The 25,491-nt window shown below is 56.7% G+C and carries 16 protein-coding genes; 2 read left to right on the forward strand and 14 right to left on the reverse strand.

Annotated features, from left to right (window positions below; all coding sequences use genetic code 11):
• Window positions 1–63: 63 nt before the first annotated feature.
• Window positions 64–2,109 (forward strand): FUSC family protein, encoded by a 2,046-nt coding sequence (locus tag Q3V30_RS07220; protein ID WP_306211788.1) that lies wholly within the window; start codon window positions 64–66, stop codon window positions 2,107–2,109.
• Here Q3V30_RS07220 and Q3V30_RS07225 read toward each other — a convergent pair.
• From Q3V30_RS07225 to Q3V30_RS07285, 13 genes are all read right to left on the reverse strand, one after another.
• Window positions 2,104–2,793 (reverse strand): GntR family transcriptional regulator, encoded by a 690-nt coding sequence (locus Q3V30_RS07225; protein WP_306211791.1) that lies wholly within the window; start codon window positions 2,791–2,793, stop codon window positions 2,104–2,106. The genes Q3V30_RS07220 and Q3V30_RS07225 overlap by 6 nt on opposite strands.
• Window positions 2,794–2,938: 145 nt before the next feature.
• Window positions 2,939–4,402, reverse strand: a complete 1,464-nt coding sequence (locus Q3V30_RS07230) for a mannitol dehydrogenase family protein (RefSeq protein WP_306211793.1) — start codon at window positions 4,400–4,402, stop codon at window positions 2,939–2,941.
• 47 nt (window positions 4,403–4,449) lie between these two features.
• Window positions 4,450–5,733: an MFS transporter gene (locus Q3V30_RS07235; RefSeq protein WP_306211795.1), complete on the reverse strand. Its 1,284-nt coding sequence runs from the start codon at window positions 5,731–5,733 to the stop codon at window positions 4,450–4,452.
• 70 nt (window positions 5,734–5,803) lie between these two features.
• On the reverse strand, window positions 5,804–6,814 hold the full coding sequence (locus tag Q3V30_RS07240; protein ID WP_306211797.1) for a Zn-dependent oxidoreductase: 1,011 nt from the start codon (window positions 6,812–6,814) through the stop codon (window positions 5,804–5,806).
• A 10-nt stretch (window positions 6,815–6,824) separates the two neighbouring features.
• A complete protein-coding gene (gene manD, locus Q3V30_RS07245) occupies window positions 6,825–8,039 on the reverse strand; it encodes a D-mannonate dehydratase ManD (protein WP_306211799.1) in 1,215 nt (404 codons plus the stop codon).
• A 1,077-nt stretch (window positions 8,040–9,116) separates the two neighbouring features.
• Window positions 9,117–10,019, reverse strand: coding sequence for a lipid kinase YegS (gene yegS / locus Q3V30_RS07250; protein ID WP_306211801.1), 903 nt, complete (start codon window positions 10,017–10,019; stop codon window positions 9,117–9,119).
• A 244-nt stretch (window positions 10,020–10,263) separates the two neighbouring features.
• The gene (gene trhP, locus Q3V30_RS07255; RefSeq protein WP_306211802.1) at window positions 10,264–11,637 is read right to left on the reverse strand and encodes a prephenate-dependent tRNA uridine(34) hydroxylase TrhP; all 1,374 of its coding nucleotides are present in this window, start codon (window positions 11,635–11,637) and stop codon (window positions 10,264–10,266) included.
• A 147-nt stretch (window positions 11,638–11,784) separates the two neighbouring features.
• A complete protein-coding gene (baeR, locus tag Q3V30_RS07260; protein WP_306211804.1) occupies window positions 11,785–12,492 on the reverse strand; it encodes an envelope stress response regulator BaeR in 708 nt (235 codons plus the stop codon).
• Between the two features lie 34 nt (window positions 12,493–12,526).
• Entirely contained in the window at window positions 12,527–13,912 is a 1,386-nt protein-coding gene (baeS, locus tag Q3V30_RS07265) for an envelope stress sensor histidine kinase BaeS (protein ID WP_306211806.1), read from the reverse strand.
• Window positions 13,912–15,315, reverse strand: a complete 1,404-nt coding sequence (gene mdtD, locus Q3V30_RS07270) for an MFS transporter (RefSeq protein WP_306211808.1) — start codon at window positions 15,313–15,315, stop codon at window positions 13,912–13,914. The genes baeS and mdtD overlap by 1 nt, the downstream gene beginning before the upstream one ends.
• Window positions 15,312–18,380 carry a multidrug efflux RND transporter permease subunit MdtC gene (gene mdtC, locus Q3V30_RS07275; RefSeq protein WP_306211809.1) on the reverse strand — a complete coding sequence of 1,023 codons (3,069 nt, stop codon included), beginning with the start codon at window positions 18,378–18,380 and terminating at the stop codon, window positions 15,312–15,314. The genes mdtD and mdtC overlap by 4 nt, the downstream gene beginning before the upstream one ends.
• Window positions 18,380–21,496, reverse strand: coding sequence for an MdtB/MuxB family multidrug efflux RND transporter permease subunit (locus Q3V30_RS07280; protein WP_306211811.1), 3,117 nt, complete (start codon window positions 21,494–21,496; stop codon window positions 18,380–18,382). Before Q3V30_RS07280 ends, mdtC begins: the two co-directional genes overlap by 1 nt.
• Window positions 21,496–22,737 carry an MdtA/MuxA family multidrug efflux RND transporter periplasmic adaptor subunit gene (locus Q3V30_RS07285; RefSeq protein ID WP_306211813.1) on the reverse strand — a complete coding sequence of 414 codons (1,242 nt, stop codon included), beginning with the start codon at window positions 22,735–22,737 and terminating at the stop codon, window positions 21,496–21,498. Before Q3V30_RS07285 ends, Q3V30_RS07280 begins: the two co-directional genes overlap by 1 nt.
• Before the next feature lie 241 nt (window positions 22,738–22,978).
• Here Q3V30_RS07285 and Q3V30_RS07290 point away from each other — a divergent pair, with 241 nt between their 5' ends.
• Entirely contained in the window at window positions 22,979–23,941 is a 963-nt protein-coding gene (locus Q3V30_RS07290; RefSeq protein WP_306211815.1) for an aldo/keto reductase, read from the forward strand.
• Between the two features lie 160 nt (window positions 23,942–24,101).
• On the opposite strand, the gene yegD is transcribed toward Q3V30_RS07290, so the two are convergent.
• Window positions 24,102–25,454 carry a molecular chaperone gene (yegD, locus tag Q3V30_RS07295; RefSeq protein ID WP_306211817.1) on the reverse strand — a complete coding sequence of 451 codons (1,353 nt, stop codon included), beginning with the start codon at window positions 25,452–25,454 and terminating at the stop codon, window positions 24,102–24,104.
• Window positions 25,455–25,491 lie beyond the last annotated feature (37 nt).

Consider the following 25,491-nt stretch of genomic DNA (forward strand, 5'->3'; position numbering starts at 1 on the left):
CGCCTGTTACAGGCTGAACAGGATAAAATAGGATTTTTGACATTCACGAGCCCTGAAGCAGAGATGAAGTGGTTATCGAAAAATGCGATCCTGTTCGCCATTAAAACCTGCATTGCCGCGTTTTTTGCCTTATATATCGCCCTGGAACTCAATCTCGATAAACCCGCCTGGGCCATGGTTTCGGTTTATGTGATTTCCCAGCTCTATTCTGCTTCCACTCTGTCAAAAGCGCTGTTCCGCTTTCTGGGTACGGTGCTGGGCGGCATCTTTATTTTTCTGATCTATCCTGTCACCGTCACGCACCCCGTACTCTTCAGCCTCAGCGTCTCTTTGTGGGTCGCCTGTTGCCTCTGTCTCTCCCTGCATGACCGCACGCCCAAAAGCTACGTCTTTATGCTGGCGGGTTACAGCGCGGCGATAATGGGCTTTGCTGACGTCACCACCCCGCTCTCTATTACCTATACCGTGATTTCCCGTATCGAGGAGATAACCGTAGCGATTATCTGCAGCAGCCTGGTACATATGCTGGTGTTTCCGGTACGCATGCGTAATCTGCTGGAGAACAGCGTCAGTAACTGGTTTGAAAGCGCGAAAAGCGTCTGTAATGAACTGCTGACCGCCGGGTCCAAATCAAGCTCGCCGGAGCGCGACCAGATTCTGGTGCAGATGGCTAATTACCCTCTCGCCGTTGAAGCTTTGATCACCCACTGCGTCTATGAAGGGGACTCAGCCAGGAAACTGATCCGGCTGGTGGGAGCGCAGTATCAGCATCTCTCTTACCTGATCCCTACGCTGACCGCGATTGAAAAGCGCCTGAGCCTGCTGGCAGAGCAGGGCATCCAGTTTCCTGAGTTTATTGCCGAAACCTTCAGCCGGTTCCTGGTCTGGCTGAACAGCCCGGAACAGAGCGGACAGGCTGTGGCCATTGAAAACGAGATTGCTGCGGCACAGGAAAAAATCAAATCTCTCTACAATAGCGGTGAGATGAACGCGGAAGAGGGGCTGCTGCTGACCGGTCTGCTGGAGCGTTTACTCAATTTTATCCGCATTGCTGACTCCTATTTCGGGGCCAAAGAGCGCGTCGGCCAGCTGGGCCGACAAAAGCAGCGCGGCAGCCAAAAACTGATCAGGAAGCATGCGGACAAAGGCCTGATCCTGCTCTCCGCATTTACCGCTTTCGCGGCGACCCTGCTTGGCTGTCTGTTCTGGATCGGCACGGGCTGGAAGGATGGCTCATCAACACCGATGATTGCCGCGGTGGTCTGCTCGTTTTTCGCCTCGCTCGACAGCCCGATTGCCTCAATGAAAGTCTTCCTCAAAGGTGTGCTGATCGCCATCGTCATCAGTATTCTGTACGTGGGACTGCTGATCCCGATGACCGTGAGCTTTGAGTCACTGATTATCTGCCTGGCGCCCGGCTTACTGGCGCTGGGACTGGTGATTGCTAACCCCGCAACCAATTTTATCGGGCTGATTATCGCCACCCAGATCCCGGGTTTTATCGGCATGACTCATCATCTTAAGCCTGACCTGCTGTCGATTATTAACGCCTCAATTTCAACCATCGCGGGGATTCTGCTGGCGGTGATAGTCACGGCGATTATTCGTAACAAAAGACCCGCCTGGACCGCGAGAAGGGTGTTAAGAAAAGGGGTAAAAGAGCTGCTGCAGTTTACCAGCGAGATCAAAATTAATGCTTCTTCTCTGCTGGCACGGCAGCACTTTGTCGCCAGCCAGATTGATAAGATCAACATTATTTTGCCGCGTAATAAAATTGACCCGACGCCGGAGGTTGCGCTGGGCGGCAACCTGATCACGGAAATCTGGCTGGGGGTGAACTGCTACGATTTTTATGTCCGGCATCAGGAAGTGATCAAAGAACACCAGTTGGAGACCGATGCGGTGATGTTTGAGATCAATCAGTATCTGAAACAGCGGCTGAAGAATAGCCGGCTGGAGCCGCCAGCTTCATTACTGGCGGAGCTGAACAGACTGCTGATTAAGACCGAGGAGCTGTGCCGTTCCGATATGGCCCTGTTCAGGCCGCTGTTCTATCTGTTTAACATTCGCATGGCACTCTATCCCCTGCAGAGATGGCCAGCGTTATAACGGTTTCTCAAACCACTCGCTGTTCTGTTCAGCGATTGGCGTGATGGAGAAGATCATCTCCTGCAGATGGCGGCGAAGGGCTTGCTCTGCGCCATCCACATCCCTGGCAACCAGCGCGTGATAGATCTCGTAGTGCTGTTCAATCAGACTTTCAGGCGGGGAGACTTTGCTCAGCGTCAGGAAGCGCACGCGGTCCATGGCCGCTTTGATATTTTCCACGGTTTCCCAGGCCAGCTCGCAGTGGATGCTTTGCGCTATCAGGCGATGAAACTCATCATCCAGCAGCAAAAAGGCCTGGCTGTCATGCCTGTCGGCGGCCATCTTCTGCAACTGAAGATTCTGTTCAAGCTGAGAGAGGGAGTCGGCAGACGCTTCCAGCGCGGCGCGGCGAATAACGGAGACTTCTACCGCCTCGCGGATAAAACGGCCATCGGCCACACGCTTGGCGGAAATTTTGCGCACAAAGGTGCCGCGCTGCGGTAAAACCTGCACCAATCCCGCTTCCGCAAGCTTGATGAACGCCTCCCGCACCGGCTGGCGGGAAACGCTGAAGCGGGTTGAGACTTCTTTTTCAGACAGCAGCGAGCCTGGCGGGATCGCACATGTCACAATGTCCTGGCGCAAAAACCGGTAAATTTGCTGATTTACCGGTTCGCTGGCCGTAATAATGTAAGCTATAGACATTCAAATATATCCCTATAGATCCCTGCAGAAGGAATGCTTGAACAACCCTCATTCCAACCGCTTAAGGGGTAAAGCAGGGGCGGATGCCCTTATCTGAAAGTCTAAGTCTAAACAGGGCGCTGACCGTTCGCCAGCGCTTATTCACTCAAGCCGGAGCCAGGACAAGTTTTACCGTCTCTTTCGCCCCTTTTTTCCGCAAAAGTTCCGAGAAATGGTTCACTTTAGCAACGAACGCCGGTTGAGCAGGCAAATCATCGCCAAAGACCGCCTTTAAAGAGAGCAGTGCGGCAACGCGAGCTTCGCCTTCTGGCGTTTCGGCCACGCGCTGAGCCAGCAGCGTGCTCATCGGATCGCGAATTTCAATGGGCTGGCCCTGCTCGTTAACACCGCTGACATAACGCATCCAGCCCGCCACGCCTAACGCCAGCAAATCATAGTTGCCGCCGTGCAACAGGTGCCAGCGAATGCTGTCCAGCCAGCGCTGAGGCAGTTTTTGCGTCCCGTCATTGGCGATCTGCGCCGTACGGTGTTTAATCGCCAGGTTTTCATAACGGGCGATTAGCGAATGAGCATAAGCCGCCAGGTCTACGCCGGTGGTGTGCAGAGTAGGAGCCTGTTCATCGAGCATCAGCTGCAGCGCCGCCTGACGAAACGAGGGATCGGCCATACAGTCGCTGATATGCTCATAGCCTGCCAGGTTGCCCAGATAGGCCAGAAACGAGTGGCTGCCGTTCAGCATCCGCAGCTTCATCTCTTCAAAAGGCAGCACGTCGCTGACCAGTTCAGCACCCGCTTTTTCCCATTGCGGACGACCACTGACAAAGTTGTCCTCAATGACCCATTGCAGGAACGGCTCACACACCACGCTGACCGGATCGTCACAGCCCAGTTTTTCCCGCATGGCGGCATGCGTTTCATCAGTCATTGCCGGAACGATGCGGTCCACCATGGTGGAAGGGAAGGTGACGTTGGCAGAGATCCACTGCGCCAGTTCGCTGCTCTGCTTCTCTGCCAGGCCGAGTACCACATTGCGGGTAACGTGGCCGTTTTCCGGCATGTTGTCGCAGGACATCACGCTGAAAGGCGCCAGCTGGCGTTCGCGACGGCGGAGAATAGCCGCAAGAATAATACCGGGCAGAGAGTGGGGCGCTTCAGGGTGGGCAATGTCATGCACAATTGAAGGGTGCGAGAGGTCCAGCTTGCCGCTGGAAGGTTCATAACAGTAACCCTTTTCCGTAACGGTCATGGAGACGATAGCCACATCAGGTTGCGCCAGCGCTTCAATAACCGCCTCAATGCCATCTGATTTGCCATGCAGGGCCTGCTTCACCACGCCAATGACCCGCAGTGACATTTCGTCGCCAGCCATTTCCGCCACGGTGTAACAGCCGTTCTGCTCTTTCAGCGCCTGAATCAGTTCGCCGCTGTTAAGGTTAACTTCGCAATAGCCCCAGTCGCTACCCTGTTCGCTGGCCAGCCTGTCGCTGCAGACGGCCTGATGGGCGCGGTGAAACGCGCCAAATCCGATATGTACCATGCGGACGCGCAGCGCCTCACGATCATAATCTGGCAGTACGACGTCCGGGGAGAGATGGTCAAGTGAAAGCATGGAATGTCCCTTTTTTTCTGGCGGGCGCCGAAACGCCCGCCGCTATGTCACACTGAAACCGCTTTATTTTGCGTCTTCGGGCTTTTGATAACAAAGAATACCAGCAGCGCGCCGACCGCAGCCACGCAGCCTGCCAGAACAAAGGCGCTGTCGAATTTACCGGTGTGATGCACGATATAACCGGTGACGATCGGGCCTACGATGCCTGAGAGGCTACCAATAAGATGGATGAATCCGCTGATCCCACCCACGCGGCTTTTATGCACCACATCCTGAATAATCGCCCAGTAGATTGCCCCGGTGATATAGAGGAAGAAGATCGATACGGACATCAGGATCACGGCCGGATAAACCCCTTTCACCGAACCGGCCAGCGCAACGCAGATGGCGGCGGCCAGGAGCGAAACGACCAGCACAATTTTACGCGAGAGCAGCAGCTTACCGGTGATATTAAAGATTTTATCGGAGATCCAGCCGCCCAGCGCCAGACCCACAAAGCCGACAATCCACGGGATCATGGTGGTCATACTCATCGATTTGATATCGAGGTTGTGCGCCTGCACCAGATAAGCCGGGAACCAGCTCAGGAAGAAGAACAGGATGTAGTTGTAGCAGAAGAAGGCGAAAGCGGTGACCAGGATAATTGGCTGACGCAGGTAATAACCGAGTCCATGAGCGGCCTGAGCAAGCTCTTCATCCGGGCTGGTCTGCTCCTCTTTCAGTTTCGCGACCAGCGCGCGCTCTTCTTCGCTGACGCGACGGCTTTTCAGCGGGTTATCGGAAGCGATAAAGAACCAGACCACCATCCAGACGATGCCTATGGAACAGATGATCACAAACGCCGGACGCCAGCCGAAAGCGAGGGCCAGGTAACCGATAATCGGGCCAGCTACCGCGCCGCCAAGAGGCGAACCGGCACTAAGGAAGCCCATTGCCGTGGCGGCCTGTTTCTTGGGGAACCAGCCGTTAATGGCTTTGTTGGCAGAGGCGCATATCGGCCCTTCAGCCATACCAAACAGCACGCGCAGGATCAGCATCGACCAGAAGCCGGTGGCGACGGCGGTCAGACCGCAAAACAGCGACCACATGCCTACGGCAATACCCATCACCAGCGTCGGGCCAAATTTGTCCGTCGCCAGGCCGCCAATAAAGTTGAAAATAGCGTAGCCGAAGAAGAAGCTGCCAAAGATCAGGCCAAACTGCTCGGCGTTGAGCATCAGATCTTTTTCAATCATCGGCACGGTGAGTGACAGGGCGACACGATCGAGGTAATTGATCATGTAGACCATGAACAGCAGAAGTACGATAGTCCAACGTAGGTTTTTGAACATTGTAATTCCTTGATTATATTTATAATAAGTAGGATAACTCTTGCCGGCTGTTCACCGGCAAGCCCGGTGGTTATTCCACGGCTAAGATGACCTTACAGCAGCTTCGTGGATCTTTTTCAAACAGCGTCATCGCCTGCTCGATCTCGCTGAGCGGCAGATAGTGGGTAACCAGTTTCTCTGGTTGGATCAGGCCTTGTTCCATCCAGCCGATCACTTCAGGGAAGCGATGGCTGTTAAGGCGAGAGGTAAACAGCGACAGCTCTTTACTGGTCAGGCTTTGTTGCGTCAGCGTACAGGCCTCGCCAGAAAAGCCCAGCAGGCCGATGCGGCCGGCAGGAGAAGCCAGAGCTGCAGCTTCAGACAAGATAGAGGGATGACAGGCGGCATCGATAATCAGCGTAGGCTGTTCACCTTCCAGCTGCGCAGCCAGCGGGATATCACTGTTATTCTGCACCACATCAGCCCCGTTTGCCTGCGCCATCTCCAGGCGCTCCGGCAGGCGGTCAGCAACAATAACTTTGCGAACGTTATAGACGCCTTTCAGCACCTGTATCGCGGTTAAGCCCATCGGGCCGGCACCGTAAATCAGCGCGACGTCGTTGGGCTGCGGCTTAAGGAACGCGGTGATATTGGCTGCAATAGTAAAAGGTTCCACCAGGCTTGCCAGCTTGTCCGGAATGCTTTCAGGCAGGCGATAAGCGTTTGCCGCCGGGGCAACCGCGTATTCGCTGAATCCGCCATCGCGATGGACGCCGATGACCTGCAATTCGCTGCAAACGTTCGGGCGACCGATGGAGCAGGGGTAGCAGTGACCGCAGCTGACGACAGGATCAACCGCCACGCGTTCACCCACACGGGAAGCGTCCACGCCTTCACCTACAGCGTCAATCCGGCCAAAGAATTCGTGACCGATCACCCGGGGATAACGGGCAAAAGGGTTATGGCCGTGCCAGATGTGGACGTCCGATCCGCAGATGCTGGCGTACTGAACTTTGACCCTGACTTCGCCCGCGGCTGGGGTGAGCGCCGGGCGCTCCTGAACCTGAAGTTCACCCGGCCGTTCAATGACTACACTTTTCATCTTCTTCTCCTCACCAGTTCCACAGCGTGCCATCTTCCAGACGGGCTACCGGCAGATAAGCGGGTTCATAGGGATATTTCGCGGCCAGTTTCTCATCGAATTCGATGCCCAGGCCCGGCTTGTCGCCAGGATGCATATAGCCATTGTCGAAGGTCCAGCTGTGCTGGAAGACTTCCATCATCTGCTCTGAATAACCCATGTATTCCTGCACGCCGAAGTTCGGCACCCAGAGGTCAAAGTGCAGGGCGGCCGCCATGCAGATCGGTGAGAGGTCAGAAGGGCCATGAGATCCGGTACGGACCTGATAAAGCGAAGCGAAATCAGCAATGCGGCGCATGCCGGTGATACCACCGGCATGGGTGATAGTGGTACGGATGTAGTCAATCAGCTGTTCTTCAATCAGCTGTTTACAGTCCCAGATACTGTTGAAGACTTCTCCTACCGCGATTGGCGTAACGGTGTGCTGACGGATCAGACGGAAGCTTTCCTGATTTTCGGCAGGTGTAGGATCTTCCATCCAGAACAGGCGAGAATCTTCTACGCTTTTGCCGAAGCGGGCCGCTTCGATAGGCGTCAGGCGGTGATGCATATCGTGCAACAGGTGCTCATCAAAACCAAATTTATCACGGATGGCTTCAAATAATTTCGGCGTAAAGTCGAGGTATTTTTCGGTTGACCACAGCTGCTCTTCCGGCCAGTCGCCTTTGGTTGCCGGCTCGTAGGCCAGGCCTTTGCCTTTCGCCATACCGTAGGTAGTTTTCATGCCCGGAACGCCACACTGCGCGCGGATAGCCTTAAAGCCCATCTCTTTATGTCTGGCGTAGTCGTCCATCACCTCATCGATGCTGTGTCCGGTAGTGTGGCAGTAAACCATTACGCCGGTACGGGAAGCGCCGCCGAGCAGCTGATAAAGCGGCATATTGGCGGCTTTACCTTTGATGTCCCACAGCGCCTGGTCAACGGCTGAAATAGCTGACATGGTGACAGGACCGCGACGCCAGTAAGCGCCTTTGTAGAAGAATTGCCAGATGTCTTCGATTTGATGGGCATTGCGGCCGATCAGCTGTGGGCAGACGTGATCTTTCAGGTAGGACGCCACCGGCAGTTCACGGCCATTCAGCGTAGCATCACCAATGCCGGTCAGGCCTTCATCAGTAGTAATTTTAACCGTAACAAAGTTTCTGCCGGGGCAGGTTACGAAGACTTCAGCTTTAACTATTTTCATCCTGGTGGGTCCTTATCAACAAGCAATGGTGAAAAAATACGCTTTGGCGTACTACCATACAAGTTGCTTGCGTTGAATGTTCGACCGGGATCACATTTAGCGGATTGGTTATGGCTGTGTTAATTAAATGTGGTTCTGTGGCGAGGGGAGGTCAAAGGAAAGGGCGTAAAACAAAACCGGCTGCGTGGAAAGGCGTCACCATAGAGCACGTTATCCGGGACGCCGTAGTGCAAGATATTAAACCATCTATCGGGGCAGCATTAGCGCAAGCCTCGCTGCCGCATCCCTGCGGCAGACACTCGGCTAAGGCACTCTGTGGCGCCACCCGTTAAATTCAGCATTGTTGGTGGGATTAGCGTTCACACAGGTCAAAACCGGGTGCGGTGAAAAGGCGTCACCATAGAGCACGTTATCCGGGACGCCGTAGTGCAAGATATTAAACCATCTATCGGGGCAGCATTAGCGCAAGCCTGGCTGCCGGATCCCTGCGGCAGACACTCGGCTAAGGCACTCTGTGGCGCCACCCGTTAAATTCAGCATTGTTGGTGGGATTAGCGTTCACACAGGTCAAAATCGGGTTCGGTGAAAAGGCGTCATCATAAAGTACGTTATCCGAGACGTCGTAGTGCAAGATATTAAACCATCTATCGGGGCAGCATTAGCGCAAGCCTCGCTGCCGCATCCCTGCGGCATACACTCGGCTAAGGCACTCCGGGGCGCCACCCGTTAAATTTAGCGTTGTTGATAGGTTTAGCGCCCGCACAAGTCAAAACCAGCTTTGATACTGGCTTTGGCTTTTTCAAACAGGCAACACCAACGCTGAGGGGAAGGGAGAGGGGGCTGATAAGCAAAAGCTAAGCGGCATGGACGCTGCTTCGCAGCCATCAGGGATGATTTCACGGCGTTTTTGTGTTCAGCCCCCTCTCCCTGACCGGGTTACCGAAACATAAAGACAACGTGCCCTTAACGCAAGCCACAGGCATCCCATCATCCCTGACCGTGCTACCTGCTCACCCAGACAACGTGCCCTTAAAATAATTTGCACGTTATCCGGGGCGCTCTTTCCACACTTTTACATCAGGCCAGTAGCTCACAGGATGGAGGTAAACGGCAGGAGATAGCATGGGGGAGTACTTCAATACGGAAAGAGGTGCCGCTCAGCGGCTCGCCATCCAGATTAAACGTCATCTCGTGCGGGGCGGTGATTTCCAGCCACGGCAGCGAGGCGCGGATAATATTAGGGTTCTCGTCATCTCCACCGATTACTGAGTTCAAAAGGGTCGGCAGGATCTCTTTTGAAGTCACAATACTTAGCTCCAGTTTGCCATCGTTGATCAGCGCAAAAGGACAGAGGCGCTGCCCGCCGCCAGCCTGACGACCGTTACCAATGCCAATCACCAGCGCATCCCCTTTCCAGTTGAAGTAGGGACCCGTCAGCTCGCAACTGTCTGCTTTGAGCGTATCCATGCGCATCAGCCCATGAATAAAGTACGAAACGCCACCCAGCGCAGATTTGAGCTTCTCCGGCGTTTCCGTAGTAATGCGGGTGCCGAAGCCGCCTGTTGCCATATTAATAAAATAATGGCTGCCGTTGACGCTGGCGATATCGACAGGCGTGGCTTTACCCAAGATGGCCAGGCGCAGGGCATTTTCCATCTCCGCCGGGATGCCAGCGCTGGTTGCAAAATCATTCGCCGTGCCCAGAGGAATAATGCCCAAAACCGGACGAGAAGAGGCTTCGATGCCAGCCAGTGCGGTGGCTATCTCATTGATGGTGCCGTCGCCGCCGCCAGCAACAACGGTATCTGCCTGCAGCTCAACCGCCTCCTGGAGATAGCGTTTGCCGTCACCTTTCTCCCAGGTCACTCGGACTTCAATGGGATAACCTTCCTCGCGCAGGGCAAAAATCGCCTCGCGCAGCTCTTCATTTCCTGCCCCTTTACCATTCAGTATCAGCAATGTAACTGGCTGTTTGTCCATCTCTGTTATCCCGTGAAGAGTGACCTGTTCAGGCCGAAATTGATTCTGTTATAGCACATCTTGCCACAGCGGCGGGAGGGAAGAAGTCGGAAAAGAAAAGCCCGTCCGGGGGAGCCGGACGGGCCAAGGAGGTGGTTCCTGATAAAACTTGCTGTTTAATCTTCTCGTTTTGAGCCAGCGCATCTTATCCAGATCGGGCGCAAGGTTATGTGATCAATTTCTAATAACCGTAACATCAGGTAAATTAACCCGCTTTTTCTGTAAATTCAGCGCGTTTTAGCGGGGCATCTGGAAAATTTCGCATTAAAAGCGCGTAGGAAAGGTCAATCTCTTCCGGAATGGGGATCCAGACAAAATGCCCGTTACCTGGCGCCACCTCTGTTGGCTCATGCTTCTTGTTTTCCATCGACAGCAGATCAAAATTGATGTTGCCAGCGGGCGTCATCAGTTCAAGATTATCGCCTTTACTGAACTTGTTTTTCACATCCACCAGCGCCAGTTCGCCCCGACGCTCGCCGGTAAATTCGCCTACAAACTGCTGGCGATCGGAGGCGGAATGGCCGTACTCATAGTTTTGATAACTGTCGTGAGTGTGGCGGCGCAGAAAACCTTCGGTATAGCCACGGTGGGCCAGGCCTTCCAGCGTATGCAGCAGGCTGGCATCGAACGGTTTGCCAGCTGCGGCATCATCAATGGCCCGTCGGTAAACCTGAGCTGTGCGCGCGCAATAGTAAAAGGACTTGGTGCGGCCTTCGATTTTTAGCGAATGCACCCCCATCTGCGTCAGCTGCCCGACATGCGCTACCGCCCGCAGGTCTTTGGAATTCATGATATAGGTGCCGTGCTCATCCTCGAAGGCGGTCATATACTCCCCCGGACGCATCGACTCTTCAATCATATAGACTTTGTCAGTTGGCTCACCAACCCCCAGCGTGGGTTCGACGTTTTTCACCGGAATCGGCTGATGCTGGTGAACGATATTGCCTACCTCGTCCTGCTTGCCTTCCTGAACTTTATACTCCCAGCGACAGGCGTTAGTGCAGGTTCCCTGATTGGGATCGCGTTTGTTGATATAGCCTGAAAGCAGGCAGCGGCCGGAGTAAGCCATGCACAGCGCGCCGTGGACAAAAATCTCCAGCTCCATCTCCGGCACCTGCTGACGAATCTCAGCAATCTCCTCAAGAGAGAGCTCGCGCGAGAGGATCACCCGGGTCAGCCCCATTTGCTGCCAGAATTTCACCGTTGCCCAGTTTACCGCATTTGCCTGCACGGAAAGGTGGACGTCCATCGCCGGGAAAGCTTCCCGCACCATCATAATCAGGCCGGGATCGGACATGATCAGCGCATCCGGCCCCATCTCCACCACCGGACGGAGATCGCGGATAAAAGTTTTCAGCTTGGCATTATGCGGAGCGATATTCACCACCACGTAAAATTTCTTACCGAGGCTGTGGGCTTCGTTAATACCCAGCGCCAGATTCTCGTGGTTAAATTCGTTGTTACGTACCCGCAGGCTGTAACGGGGCTGGCCGGCATACACCGCATCCGCGCCATAGGCGAAGGCGTAGCGCATATTTTTCAGCGTACCGGCCGGGGAGAGCAGTTCCGGTTTGAACATAAAATTCTCGTTAGTCTGATGTCAGGTCAGCTTTTTTCGGCGTAAATCGAGTGAAAAAAGAGTCTTAATGAGAGAAAAAGGCCGCACAAGGCGGCCTTACAAAGAGTGCGGAGATTGTAAAAGCTGTGGCGGAGAATGTAAATTGCGCTAGATCAAACGACAGACGTCAGCTTCCCAGCGATAACCCATGCCGTAGACCGCGCGGATAAAAGGCTGATCGGCATCGAGCAGCTCCAGCTTCCGCCGCAGGTTTTTAATATGGCTGTCGATGGTGCGGTCAGTCACCACGCGATAATCATCATAAAGATGATTCAGCAGCATCTCCCGCGAGAAGACTTTACCCGGCTCCTGGGCCAGCGTTTTCAGCAGACGGAATTCTGCTGGGGTCAGATCCAGCGGGCCGTCGTCCCAGCTGGCCTGAAAACGGCTCTCGTCAATCACCAGCAGGGAGGCTTTCTGCGCCTCTTCAGGCGTGCGCTGGCAGCGTTTTAAAATGGTTTTCACCCTGGCTACCACTTCCCGCGGGCTGAAGGGCTTGCAGATGTAGTCATCCGCGCCAATTTCCAGCCCCAGCAGGCGGTCAATCTCTTCCGTTTTAGCGGTGACCATCACGATCGGCAGCTCGGAGAAGCGCCTGATTTCACGGCACAGCGAAAGCCCATCCATGCCGGGCAGCATCAGATCCAGCAGGATCATATCTGGCGGGGTCTGTTTAACCCACTCCAGTACTTCATCGCCGCGCAGGAGATGATGGGTACGGTAGTTGGCCGCCTGGAGATAATCAACCAGCAGCTGGCCGAGTTTGGGTTCGTCTTCAACCACTAAAATCAGCGGGGCAAGCGTTTCCTGATCCATAACACTCATCTTTAACTGGAGGTGACATACCTCGTTAGTTGGTTTTGCAGGGTAAGTGTACCGTAATTTTCAGGCCGCCGGCATCGGAGTGATCCGCAACAATGGTGCCGTCGTGCGCTTCCACAATATTCTGACAAATGGCCAGCCCAAGTCCGGAGCCGCCGCTGGCACGATTGCGCGAGCTTTCGGCGCGGTAAAAGCGTTCGAAGATTTGCTGGCGCTGGTCATCCGTTATGCCCGGGCTGGTATCGTCGAAATAAATAATCTGCTGGTCCGGATGTGACACTACGGTAACCGTCAGCCCCCCTCCGGCATCGGTGTAGCGCAGGCTGTTTTCCATCAGATTGGTAAAAAGCTGCATCAACCTGTCGGGATCGCCAAACAGCGGCGCCTGCTCCGGTAGCGTTAAATTAAGCCACAGCCCGCGGCTCTGATAGCGGCCGTTAAAGTTGCTGGCGACCAGCTCCAGCAGCGGCACCAAATCGGTGTTGCTTTTGCGATAGGCGAGGGCGCCCTCGTCAGATAATGAAAGCTGATGAACGTCATCCACCAGCTTGGTCAGCGTGCTCACTTCCCCCTGCAGCGAGACAATGGATTCGGGCGTCAGTTTACGTACCCCATCCTGAATCGCTTCCAGCTCGCCCCGCAGGATCGCCAGCGGCGTACGCAGCTCATGCGAGATATCGGCCATAAAGGCGCGGCGCATGCTCTCATTTTTCTCCAGCGTACTGGCAAGGCGGTTAAAGTCCTGCGCCAGCCTGCCCAGTTCGTCACGGCTGTTGGCCTCTACCCGACTGGTGAAATCCCCGGCGGCGAGATGATGCGTTCCTTCAACCAGCCGTTTAACCGGCGCAAGCAGGCCACGAGACATCAGCCAGGTGACCAGCGCGGCCAGCAGCATGGTCAGCCCAACAATGATCCAGCTGGTGCGCTTTTGCTGCTGGTCGAAATTGATGTCCGCGCTGCGGGTAAGGCGTTCAGGCGGCGAGCCAATGACCCACCCCACAATGCGCCCGTTGCTGGTGGTGATGTTTCGCCGTGAGCCTTCAGGCGGCACCGGGCCACGCGGGCCGATCATCACATGATACTGCTGATCGATAATCCAGAACTGCGTGCGCCAGCCGTGGGGCGGAAGCTGCGAGCTGGAGTCCGGGTTCTGCTCCAGCGAATGCAGGATCTGAAAGACCAGCTTGTTGTTGTGGCGCAAAAAATCCCAGTTACCGTGCTGTTCATACTGATCTGACAGCGCATCGCTGAGCATCACCAGCCGCTGCTCGTTGCCTTTTTTGATGTAGTCGATAAAACCGTGTTCAAAGCTGAGCCGCACGCCCCAGTGCATGGTGATCAGCACCAGCATGCAGGTGGAGAAAATTGCCGCGAACAGCTTGGCGGTAATGCCGATACGCAATTTAGCTAACATTAACCTCTCCTTTTACGGCTCAGCACAACGTTTTTACTCACTTCCGGCACCCGCCAGAACACCAGCGCAGGCAGAGCAATCACCACCGCCATGCAGAAATAGGTAGAGATAAAGGCCTGGTGTACCGCCGGGCTGTCGGCCAGCGTCTGGTGTCCGAAGGTGCCCAGCAACAGGCCCGCCACGGTGACGCCGATACTCATGGAGAGCTGCATGATCATCGACAGCAGGCTGTTGCCGCTGCTGGCTAACGCATCGGGCAACTCTTTCAGCGTCAGCGTATTCATGGAGGAGAAGCGGATGGCGTTTACCATGCCCTGCAGGAACAGCACCACCGGCAGCAGGTAATACCAGCCCAGTATCGCCACGAGTGGGAACAAAAGCACCACCAGCGCCAGACTGAGAGTGGCACCCACCAGCACATTGCGATAGCCAAAACGGTTAACGATCTGCACCACAATGCGTTTCATGCCCATATTGCCCAGCACCATCGGGATCATCATCAGTCCCGCATGAAAAGGGCTGAAACCCATCCCGACCTGCAGAAATATCGGCGTCATAAACGGCAGCATGCCGCTGCCGATGCGTCCGGTGAAGCTGCCCAGCAGCCCTAGAGAATAAATTCGGTTATCAAACAGCTTCAGGCTGAACAGGGCGTTCTCGTTACCCCTGGCGTGCATCAGATAGAAGAGCAGCGAGAAAATGCCCACCAGAATAAACAGGCACAGCAGCAGCGGCGAGCCGCCTGACCCGCGCTGACCATCCAGCGCCAGCGTCAGGGTAGCCATACCGGCGGCCAGCAGCAGGAAGCCGATAAAATCGAAACGGCGGGGCGCCAGGCTCAGATTGGGCATCAGCATCAGGGTGGCGATGGCACCGATAATCCCTACCGGAATATTGATCAGAAAGATCCAGTGCCAGCTGGCGTACTCCACCAGCACGCCGCCCAATACCGGCCCCAGCAGCGGACCCACCTGACCGGGCAGCGTCACAAAAGCCATCGCGGCCATATACTGTTCACGGGGCACCAGCTTCATCACCGTTAGCCGTCCCACCGGCACCATCATTGCGCCGCCAATGCCCTGAACCACGCGAGCCAGGATCAGCTGATCCAGCGAAGTGGCTAGCGAACAAAACAGCGAGCCTGTGCTGAACAGGATGATGGCGCTGAAGAAGATATTTCGCACGCCAAACCGATCCGCCAGCCAGCCGCTCACCGGCAGCATCACCGCCACCGTCAGCACGTATGACACTATGACTGAATGCATATGCAGCGGATTCTCATGCAGGCTCACCGCCATCGACGGCAGGGCCGTATTCACGATGGTGGTATCCAGCGCCTGCATGAAAAAGCCAATGGCGACAATCCACAGCTGCCAGCGAACGGTGGAGGGAAGCGTATTCATATCTTTACCGGCTCCTGGCGCGGCCTGCGGCGCAGTTTATCCATGTAGAGATAAACCACCGGCGTGGTGTAGAGCGTCAGCAGCTGGCTCATCACCAGCCCTCCGACGATGGTGATCCCCAGCGGCTGCCGCAGTTCCGCACCGTCACCGGAAGTCAGCACCAGCGGCAGTGCGCCCAGCAGCGCCGCCAGCGTGGTCATCATAATGGGCCGGAAACGCAGCAGGCTGGCCTGGAAAATCGCTTCCCGCGCCGTGAGATTGCCGTTTCGCTGCGCTTCCAGCGCGAAGTCCACCATCATGATGGCGTTTTTCTTCACAATGCCGATCAGCAGCAGGATCCCTATCAGCGCGATCAGGCTGAACGGCGCGCTGAACAGCTCCAGCGCCAGCAGCGCGCCCACGCCCGCCGAGGGCAGGGTGGAGAGGATAGTCAGTGGATGAACATAGCTCTCGTAGAGGATCCCCAGCACGATATAGACCGTGGCAATGGCAGCAATAATTAACCAGACCTGGCTGTTCTGGCTCTGCTGGAAGGCCTGCGCCGTACCGGCAAAACTGCCGCGCACGGTAAGCGGCACCCCCAGCGCGGTCATACTGCGGTCGATGGCAGCAGAAGCCTGCGACAGCGACACGCCTTCCGGCAGGTTAAAGGAGATGGTGGACGCGGCGGACAATCCCTGATGATTCACCGAAAGCGGTGAGTTGGCGGGCTGCCAGTGGGCGAACCACGAGAGAGGGATCGCCTTGCCGTCACTGTTGACCACATACATCAAATCGAGCGAGCTGATATCCTGGGTATAGCGCGGGTCCACTTCCATTACCACTTTGTACTGATTAAGCGGCTGATAGATGGTGGAGATCTGCCGCTGGCCGAAAGCATTGTTCAGCAGGGCATTGGCCGCCGCCACGTCTATCCCCAGCCGCGCCATGCTTTCGCGATCGTAGATCAGCGCCATTTCGGAGCCTTTGTCCTGCTGATCGGAGTTGACGTCCGCCAGCTCCGGCAGGGCAGAAAACGCCTGACGAATTTTCGGTTCCCACTGGCGTAAATCGTCCAGGTTGTCGGAAAGCAGCGTGTACTGATAGCCCGCATTGGACTCCCGGCCGCCCACCCGCAAATCCTGCACCGCCATCAGATAAAGATTTGCCCCCGGCTCTTTCGCCAGTTTGCTACGCAGGCGGGCGATGACCTCCTGCGCCGTCTCGCTGCGCTCGCTCAGCGGCTTCAGAGAAATAAACATCGAGCCGCTGTTGGTCCGCGAACCGCCGGTGAACCCTACCACGCTCTCCACCGCCGGATCGTCGCGCACAATTTTCATGAAATCTTCCAGCTTGCCGCGCATCGCCTGGAAGGAGATGCTCTGATCTGCCTGAATAGAGCCCATCAGCCTGCCGGTATCCTGCTCCGGCATAAAGGTTTTCGGGATCGAAATATAGAGGTAGATCGTCAGGCCGATAGTGGCGAGGAACACCAGTAGCGTCCAGCGCGAGTGGTTAAGTACCCAGTTCAGTGAACGTCCATACCCCTGCTGGATCGCCATCAGCACTTTGCCAAATCCCCGGATGCGGGGTTGCTGACGCTGTGGCTGCGTGCGTAACAGCCTTGCACACATCATCGGCGTCAGCGTGACGGAGACGATCAGTGAAATCACGATCGAGACGGAGAGCGTCAGGGCAAACTCCTTAAAGAACCGCCCAACCAGCCCGCCGAGCATCAGCAGCGGCAGGAAGACGGCCACCAGCGACAGGCTCATGGAGAGCACCGTAAAGCCCACCTCCCGCACGCCCTGTAGCGAGGCCTGCAACGGCTTCATGCCCGCTTCGACGTGCCGCGAGATATTCTCCAGCACCACAATCGCATCGTCCACCACAAATCCGGTGGCGACGGTGAGCGCCATCAGCGACAGGTTATTCAGGCTGAAGCCGCACAGATACATGGCGGCAAAGGTGCCAATCAGCGAAACGGGAACCGCTACCGCCGGGATCAGCGTGGCGCGGCCGGAGCGCAGGAAAGCGAACACCACCAGAATAACCAGCCCGACAGAGATCGCCAGCGACTGCTCCACTTCCGCCAGCGAGGCGCGGATGGTGGGCGATCGGTCCTGCGCCACATTAAGATGAATCGAGGCCGGAATAATGTTGTTAAGCTCCGGCACCTCGGCACGGATGCGATCAACGGTATCGATAATGTTCGCTTCCGGCAGCTTACGGATCAGCACCAGAATGGCCGGTTTGGCGTTGGCCATCCCCGCATTGCGCACGTCCTGAACCGAGTCGGTAACCGTCGCCACATCCTGCAACCGCACGGCTGCCCCCGCGTTGTAATGCACAATCAGCGGCTGATAGTCCGCCGCGGTTTGCAGCTCGTCGTTGGTTTTCAGCTGCCAGCGCTGCGAGCGATCCTCAATGGCACCCTGCGGCCTGCGCTGGTTAGCGTTGGAAATGGTCTGGCGGACATCATCAAGCGACACGCCCTGGTTGAATAATGCCTGCGGGTTAAGGTTCACCCGCACCGCAGGCAGCGAACTGCCGCCAATGGTGACGTCGCCCACGCCGTCGATTTGCGACAGCTTTTGCGCCAGCTGCGTCGAGGCGTAATCGTACAGCTGACCCGGCGAATAGGTATCGGAGGTCAGCGTCATAATCATGATCGGCGCGTCAGACGGGTTGATCTTCCGATAGGTGGGCCGGCTGGGCATACCGCTGGGAAGCAGACTCTGCGCTGCATTGATAGCGCCCTGAACATCCCGTGCCGCGCCGTTAATATCCCGGTCATAATCAAAAACCAGGATGATGCGCGTGCTGCCGAGCGAGCTGGTAGAGGTCATTTCGCTGACCCCGGCAATACGGCCTAACGAGCGCTCCAGCGGGGTGGCCACGGAAGAGGCCATGGTTTCAGGGGAAGCGCCCGGCAGCGAGGCGCTGATCAGGATCACCGGGAAGTCCACCTGCGGCAGGGGCGCCACCGGCAACAGCCGGAAGCCGAGGATGCCCGCCAGCAGGATGGCAACCGTTAACAGGATCGTCGCCACCGGGCGATGAATAAACAGCGCAAAAAACTTCACTACGCCTCCTCCTGCTTAAATCGACGGCGGGTGGCATGGGCCAGACGGTCAAACAGCAGGTAGATAACCGGGGTAGTAAACAGCGTCAGTACCTGGCTGACCACCAGCCCGCCTACCATCGCCACACCCAGCGGATGTCGCAGCTCTGCGCCCACGCCGCTGCTCAGCATCAGCGGCAGCGCGCCCAGCAGGGCGGCCAGCGTGGTCATCAGTATCGGCCTGAAGCGCAGCAGGCAGGCCTGATAAATGGCGTCATAAGGCGACATTCCCTGTTCACGTTCCGCCGCCAGCGCAAAGTCGATCATCATGATGGCGTTTTTCTTCACGATGCCAATCAGCAGGATGATGCCGATGATAGCGATAACATCCAGCTCATTGCCGCTGAGCATCAGGGCCAGCAACGCGCCCACGCCAGCAGTGGGCAGGGTGGAAAGAATGGTAATCGGATGAATAAAGCTCTCGTACAGCACGCCAAGTACGATATACATCGCCACGATCGCCGCGACTATCAGCCAGACGGTACCCGACAGCGCCGCCTGAAACGCCAGCGTACTGCCCTGGAACTGGGTCATGATTTCCGACGGCATAGCCAGATCCTGTTCAGCGCCGCTGATAGCATTCACCGCTTCCTCCAGCGAGTAACCGTCGCTGACGTTGAACGAGAAGGTGGTGGAGGGGAACTGGTCGAGATGGTTGATGCTCATCGCGCCATAGCGCTGCTCAACGGTGGCGATAGCGCTCAGCGGCACCACGCCGCCGCTGCTGCTGTTCAGGCGAATGCTCCCCAGCCCGGCCAGCCCGGGGGTGGCAGAGGTATCGTTTTCCAGTACCACGCGGTACTGATTGGCCTGGGTGTAGATGGTGGAGATCAGCCGCTGACCAAAGGCGTTGTAGAGCGCGTTATCGACATCGGCCATCGAAATACCCAGCCTACTGGCATTGTCGCGATCAACCTTGATATAGGCTTCCAGCCCCTGGTCCTGCCAGTCGCTACTGACATCTTTCAGTTGCGGCAGGGTGGCAAGCTGGGTCATCAGCTTCGGCACCCACAGGCTCAACGACTCCAGCGAACCGGCCTGCAGCGTGAACTGATACTGCGTACGGCTTAGCTGAGTATCGATAGTTAAATCCTGCACCGGCTGAAGATAGAGATTCACGCCGGGCATTTTTGCCACAGCCGCCTGCAGCCTGTCGATCACCACCGGAATGCGATCGTCCCGTTCGCTCAGCGGTTTAAGAGAAATTTGTAGCCGACCGCTGTTCAGCGCCGGATTAGTGCCATCCACGCCGACAAACGAAGTCAGGCTCTGCACGGCAGGATCTTTCATGATCACCGAGGCAACCTGCTGCTGCCGCTGCGCCATATTGGCATAGGAGACGGACTGCGGCGCCTGAAGCGTGCCCTGAATGATGCCGTTATCCTGCAGCGGGAAAAAACCTTTAGGAATAGCGATCCACAGCAGCACGGTGACAGCCAGCGTGCCCAGCGCCACGCCCAGCGTCAGCCAGGGATGGTTCAGCACCCGACGCAGAAAATGACCGTAACCCGCAATAATGCGATCGAACATCGCTTCGCTGGCGCGGGAGAACCGGTTCTGCTTGCGCAGCGACTCGGCGCTCAGCATGCGGGCACACATCATCGGCGTCAGCGTCAGCGAGACCACGGCGGAGATCAGAATAGAGATCGCCAGCGTGACGGCGAATTCACGGAACAGACGGCCAACAATATCGCCCATAAACAGCAGCGGGATCAGCACGGCGATCAGCGAAAAGGTCAGAGAAATAATCGTGAAGCCAATCTCGCCTGCCCCTTTCAGCGCCGCCGCCAGCGGCTTCTCCCCTTTCTCGATATAGCGCGAAATATTCTCGATCACCACAATTGCATCATCCACCACGAAACCGGTGGCGATGGTCAGTGCCATCAGCGTGAGGTTATTAATCGAAAAACCGAGAAAATAGATCACGGCGAATGTGCCTACCAGCGACAGGGGAACCGCAACCGCAGGAATGATCGTGGCCGGAACGTTGCGCAGGAACAGGTAGATGATCATCACCACCAGTGCGATAGCCAGCATCAGCTCAAACTGAACGTCGTGAACGGAGGCGCGAATATTGGTGGTACGGTCGGTCAGCACCTTCACATCCACTGATTTTGGCAGCGTGGCGGTCAGCGCAGGCAGCATTTGCCGGATACTGTCAGCCGTGGTGATGATATTAGCACCCGGCTGGCGCTGGATATTCAGCACAATGGCGGGCTGGCGATTCGCCCAGGCGCCCAGCCAGCTGTTTTCCGCACCCTGTTCCACCGTTGCCACATCACGCAGCCGCACCGGCGAACCGTTCTGATAAGAGACGATCAGCTGGCGGTAATCCTCGGCGGATTTCATCTGATCGTTGGCGGAGAGGGTAATGGAACGTTCGGGGCCGTCAAGGCTGCCTTTAGCCGAATTCACGTTCGCATTGCTGATAGCGGTGCGCACGGTTTCGCTGTCCAGATTCAGCGCGGCCAGCGCCTCGGCATTCAGCTTCACCCGGACCGCAGGCCGCTGCCCACCCGCCAGCGTCACAAGGCCCACGCCGGAGACCTGCGAGATCTTCTGCGCCACGCGGGTTTCCACCATATCCTCTACCTGGGTCATTGGCATGCTGGTGGTGGTGACGGCCAGCGTCATGATGGGCGGATCCGCCGGGTTCACTTTGCTGTAGACCGGTGGATTAGGTAAATCTGAGGGCAGCAGGTTGGTTGCGGCATTGATCGCCGCCTGCACTTCCTGCTCGGCGACGTCGAGCGGCAGCGTGAGCTGGAATTGCAGGGTGACCACGGACGCGCCGCCGGAACTTTGCGACGACATCTGCTTCAGGCCGGACATCTGTCCGAACTGGCGCTCAAGCGGCGCGGTTATCGACGACGTGACCACATCCGGGCTGGCGCCGGGATAGAGCGTGACCACCTGAATGGTGGGGTAGTCCACTTCCGGCAGGGCAGAGACGGGCAGGGCGCGATAGCCCAAAATACCGGCAAGCAGGATCGCCACCATCAGCAGTGTGGTGGCGACAGGACGAAGGATAAACTGGCGGGAAGGCCCGCCGCTGGCGTTCGGGGGCATGACCTGCATCAGGAGCTGGCTCCTTTAGAAGGCAGGGCGCTTTTGCCCGAGGTGAGCGGCGTCGCCTGCGGCGCAACCACCTCCACTTTCGCCCCTTCGGTCAGACGATCGATTCCGTCGGTGACCACGCGTTCGCCTGCATCAAGCCCGGCGGTTACCACAATTTTCTGGCTGTCCTGTAGCCCTGTGGTAATCAGCTTCTTGCTCACTTTATTCTCGGCGTTCACCACCCAGACAAAATTGCCTTCGTTGCCCATCTGCAGCGCCGCAGCAGGAATAACGATGGCGTCCTGCAGGGTGTTGACCTTGAGGCGGGCATTAACAAACTGGTTAGGGAACAACATATCGTCGTCATTGCCGAAGCGCGCTTTCAGCTTCACAGTGCCGGTGGTGACATCAATCTGGTTATCCATGCTGAGCAGCGTGCCGCTGGTCAGCAGCGTTTTATTGCTGCGATCCCAGGCTTCAACCGGGATCGGCTGACCGCTCTTTTGCGCCGCTAAAATAGTGCTGATGCTATTTTCCGGCAGGCTGAAGACCAGGTCGATCGGGTGCGTCTGAGTGATCACCACGATGCCGGTAGTATCACCGCTGGTAATGTAATTACCCACATCGACCTGCTTAAGCCCGACGCGGCCAGAGATGGGGGCCGTCACGCGGCTGTAGGTAAGGTTAAGCTCTGCGCTCGCTACGCTGCCCTCATCAGCCTTGAGGGTACCCAGCGTCTCATCGACCAGCGAGCGCTGGGTATCCATCTCCTGCTGTGAGACAAGATTGGTTTTCGCCAGCTTTTCAAAACGGGCCAGATCACGGCGGGCGTTAGAGAGCGTCGCCCGGTCTTTCGCCAGCTGCCCCTGAGCCTGAGTTAATGCTACCTGATAGGGACGGGGGTCAATCTCTGCAAGAAGCTGCCCCGCTTTGACCTCCTGCCCTTCGGTAAAGTGCAGGGCGATCAGATCGCCATCAACCCGGCTGCGCAGCGTCACGGTATTCGCGGCGGTGACCGTCCCCAGGCCGGAAAGGTATTGCGGCACGCTCTGCCGTGCCGCTTCTGCGGCCTGAACCGGGGCCGGTGCGCCGGTGGCACCATGCCGTCCTCCGCCTTTGCCGCCGGTGGATTTAGCGGGCTGCGCTGCCGCACCAGGCGCTGTGGTGCCGTGGCTGCTGTACCACCAGTAACCGCCGCCTGCCACAAGCGCAACGATAATCAGAACGGGCAAGATTTTTTTGGAACGGCGCTGAGCATTCATCTTGTTAATAGCTCTCCGGTAGCAATAAATGGATCCACAAGGGCCTGAAAGGGGATGGCCCCTAAAGCGTTCATTTTAGCGAATGTATAACCTGCAAAAGTGAAGGAAATAAGGATAACCGTTCAGCGGGTGTAAGTATTCCTGTCCTGCACATCTTTTGCCACAAATCAACGAAGCAGGGGCAAGGCTGTTTGCTACGCTAAAAGTCAATGTAGTCAAACGTTTTAATAAGGAGAGAATAATGAGTCAATCAGATCATCGCTCGCTGGGCCGTACTGGTATTCAGGTTCCCAGGCTGACCTTTGGCGGCAACGTGTTTGGCTGGACCGTCGATCAGAAAACCTCTTTTTCCCTGCTGGATGCGCTGGTGGAAAAAGGGCTCTATTTTATTGATACCGCCGATGTCTATTCGCGCTGGGCGCCGGGAAATCAGGGCGGGGAATCGGAAACCATCATCGGCAACTGGCTGAAGCAGAGCGGTAAACGCGACAAAATCGTGCTCGCTACCAAAGTTGGAATAGAGATGGGGCCGGGTAAAACGGGGCTGGCTCCTGCTTATATTCGTCAGGCAGTGGAGGACTCTTTACGCCGACTGCAAACAGAGACTATCGATCTCTATCAGGCTCACCGTGATGACCAGGAGACGCCCCTGCAGGCAACGCTTGAGACGTTTGATGCGCTGATCAAAGAGGGCAAGGTTCGGGCGATTGGGGCTTCTAATTACTCCGCAGAGCGGCTTGGCGAAGCGCTGAAAATCAGCGAAGAGCAGGGGCTGGCCCGTTATGAGACGCTGCAGCCAGAGTACAATCTTTACGATCGTGAAGAGTATGAAAGCGGGCTGGAGCAGGTAGCCGAAGAGCAGGGACTTGGGGTGATTAACTACTATTCGCTCGCCAGCGGTTTCCTGAGCGGTAAATACCGTACCAGAGAAGACGCCAGCAAGAGTAAACGCGGCGAGGGCGTGGTAGAGAAATACCTGAATAAACGAGGATTGCAGATCCTTGCCGCATTGGACCAGGTGGCGGAAGCTAACAGCGCCACGCCCACTCAGGTTGCGCTGGCCTGGCAAATTGCCCGTCCCAGCATCACCGCGCCGATTGTCAGCGTGACGTCGCTGGCACAGCTGGATGAACTCACTAAAGCGGCTTCGCTAACCCTTAGCGATGAAGATATTCGCGTTCTCTCTGAAGCCAGCAGCTACTGATCCGGCAGTTTGCGCCTCTGACTGAGGTTAAGTTGCGCTTCGGGTCAGGGGTAAATTGCGTTTCTTGCCGTACCTGTATTGCGCCTCTGAACGAGGCGCAATACGCTAATCCCTTACTTCTCCCCCTTTAGCCGTGCGACAGCTACTACCCAGCCTGCCGTTAGCGGAACATCACCTGTGCCCAGCGTGCCAGCCCGGCGGTAACGGAACCAAAATCATCGCCACTGGCCAGCGGGATGTCAGGTAACTGCTGCTGCAACGCCTGGCGCAGCACCGGCGAACGTGCGCTGCCGCCGGTCAGATAGATGACGTCCGGGCGCGTGCCGCTGGCGTCCAGAGCCAGTCTGACCTGCTCCTGGATCCGCTCTAACGGCTGTGCGATGGCCGCTTCCAGGCCCGCCACGCTGATATCCGTATCCAGCGCCTGCTCAATAAAGTTCAGCGCAGTGGTCACCTCTGCCTGTTCGGAGAGGGCAATTTTGCTCTCTTCTGCGGCGCGCACCAGGCGGTAACCCAGGCGCTGCTGCCACACTTTCAGCAGCCGCTTCACCTTTTCAGGTTCCTGCGCATCACGGATCAGATCCATCAGCAGCTTTTTGCTGGCGGCAGCATAAAAGTCGCTTTGCGCCGGAACATCGTTGATGGCTACGGCGTTCCACCACGGCAGTGCCGGCAGGGCGATGCCTTTGCCCGTTGCGCCACCCAGCCCCAATAGCGGCATCAGCTCTTTAAAGGCCAGCATGATATCCAGGTCGTTTCCGCCGACGCGGCAGCCGCTGTGGCCCAGCAGGCTGGCGTTACGATCCGATTTATCGTGCCATTGCGGCCCCATCAACAACATGGAGCAGTCGGTGGTACCGCCGCCGATATCAACCACCAGCACGCGGGTTTCCGCCGAGAGCGTCGCTTCAAATTCCAGTCCGGCTGCAACAGGTTCGAACTGAAATTCCACCTCTTTAAATCCAGCCCGGCTCGCTGCACGAGCCAGAATTCCCTGCGCCTGACGGTTTGCCTCGTCCCCACCCAGTCCCTGGAAGTTAATGGGACGGCCAATCACCGCCTGGGTGATGCTCTCGTTCAGATGCTGCTCCGCCTTCTGGCGAATATGCAGCATCATGGCGCAGACCAAATCCTCGAAAAAAGCGACCTGCTGCGGTTTGAGTCCGCTGGCGCCGAGGAAAGATTTGGGAGATTTAACGAACCAGACATCTTCAGGATCGGCCATATATTGCGCGAGGGAAGCCAGGCCGAACTGAACGCTTGAGGAGGTTACCTCAATGTCTTCTTCACGGTTAAGCGCCAGCGCGCGGCGCAGGATCGCCTGGTTCTCCGCTTCAGGGGTGGGAACCTGATGATGGCGGAACAACCATTCGCTCACCGCATCACGAGTGGGCGCACAAAGCATTGAGGGCAACAGGGTGGAGCCTTGCTCCAGCGGCAGCAGGCCAGGCACGCCTTCCTTCATAATGGCGACCGAGCAATTTGCTGTTCCGTAATCAAAGCCAATAAACATTTATCCCCCTCAGCTGGAAAAAAGGGGGCGACTTTAG

Origin of the sequence: Erwinia pyri, from assembly GCF_030758455.1 — a bacterium.
GTDB classification, from domain to species: domain Bacteria; phylum Pseudomonadota; class Gammaproteobacteria; order Enterobacterales; family Enterobacteriaceae; genus Erwinia; species Erwinia pyri.